This window comes from Acinetobacter sp. B-6 (genome assembly GCF_056930735.1).
On sequence record NZ_JBXPBY010000038.1, the window covers coordinates 1 to 1,427 of the forward strand.

Here is a 1,427-nt window from a genome sequence, read left to right on the forward strand (position 1 = left end):
GTGAACTGAACCCTATAAGTTGGACACAACTTATAGGGTATTTTTATGAAATACGATTTAAAGTTTAAACAAGCAGTCATTGCTTATTATGCTCAAGGCCATTCTAGTTTATCAACAGCCAAGCATTTTTCGATTAGTGATAAGGATGTCTCTAAATGGTTGGCTCAATTCAACTTAGGTGGAATTGATGCAATAAAACCAAAACAGAATAAGACAATTTATACAGCTGAATTTAAATATAAAGTATTAACAACTATGCAGGATGAGCGATTAAGTTTATCTGATACAGCTCTTCGTTTTGGTATTTCTTCCCCGAGTTTGATCAGTGTATGGCGTAAAATCTATCAAACCGATGGTATGCTTAGACTAGAACCAAAGTCTAAAGGAAGAGTACCCATGTCTAAAAATAAACATAAATATATTGTTGATAAACCTGATCATGAAAAAACAACTGCTGAGCTTCAGCGCGAACTACTCTATTTACGCGCTGAGAATGCTTACTTAAAAAAGCTCGACGCCTTGCTGAATCCACCCAAAAAGGACAACAAGCAAGGTTGATTGATCAGATGAGTACTGAGTTTGCTTTGCCATTGCTTTTAGATATTGCTGAGTTATCGAGGAGTAGTTTCTACTATCATAAAGCCAAGCTAAATGCCGTAGATAAATATGCAGAGCTCAAGCAACGAATTTGCCAAATTTATGATCAGCATAAAGGTAGATATGGTTATAGACGAATCACTTTAGCCTTGAAGCAACAAGGTCTTCATCATAACCATAAATTGATTGCTAGGTTGATGAGAGGCTTTGGTTTAATTTCATTGATTCGGCGTAAAAAGTACAATGCCTACAAAGGTACATCCAATAAAATAGTCAAAAATAAACTCAAACGTAACTTTGAAGCGAAGCGACCCAATAAGCGTTGGCTGACAGATATAACCGAATTTAAAGTTGCTGATACGAAGTTATATTTATCTCCGATTTTAGACTGCTATAACAATGAGATTGTGAGCTATACACTTTCAAGACGCCCAGTATTTCAACTTGTTAAAGATATGCTTGATCAAGCCATAAGTCATTTACCAAACTCACGAAAACACAAGCTTATGCTTCATTCAGATCAAGGCTGGCATTATCAAATGAGCCAATTTAGGAGTACGCTTAAAGCGAATAAGATTAAGCAAAGTATGAGTAGAAAAGGGAATTGTTGGGACAATGCTTTGATGGAGAGTTTCTTTGGTACATTAAAATCAGAGACGATTTATCTAGAGAAACCAGAAAGCATTGAAGTCTTAGAGCAACAAATTCATGACTACATCCATTACTATAATCATGAGAGAATACAAATTAAACTAAAAGGATTGAGCCCTGTTCAATTCAGAACTCAATCCAGCGTTAACTAAACTGTCCAAGATTTGGGGTTCAGTCCA

Annotated in this window: 2 protein-coding genes; both read left to right on the forward strand. The window is 35.7% G+C overall.

What is annotated here, in order from left to right:
* Positions 1–45 precede the first annotated feature (45 nt).
* Positions 46–558, forward strand: a complete 513-nt coding sequence (locus AC1Z3T_RS21080) for a helix-turn-helix domain-containing protein (RefSeq protein WP_419320539.1) — start codon at positions 46–48, stop codon at positions 556–558.
* Positions 555–1,400, forward strand: a complete 846-nt coding sequence (locus AC1Z3T_RS21085; protein WP_010591792.1) for an IS3 family transposase — start codon at positions 555–557, stop codon at positions 1,398–1,400. The genes AC1Z3T_RS21080 and AC1Z3T_RS21085 overlap by 4 nt, the downstream gene beginning before the upstream one ends.
* Positions 1,401–1,427: the final 27 nt, after the last annotated feature.

Coding starts and splice junctions, on each gene's coding strand:
- AC1Z3T_RS21080 (WP_419320539.1), top strand. CDS start 46: ATGAAATACGATTTAAAGTTTAAACAAGCAGTCATTGCTTATTATGCT.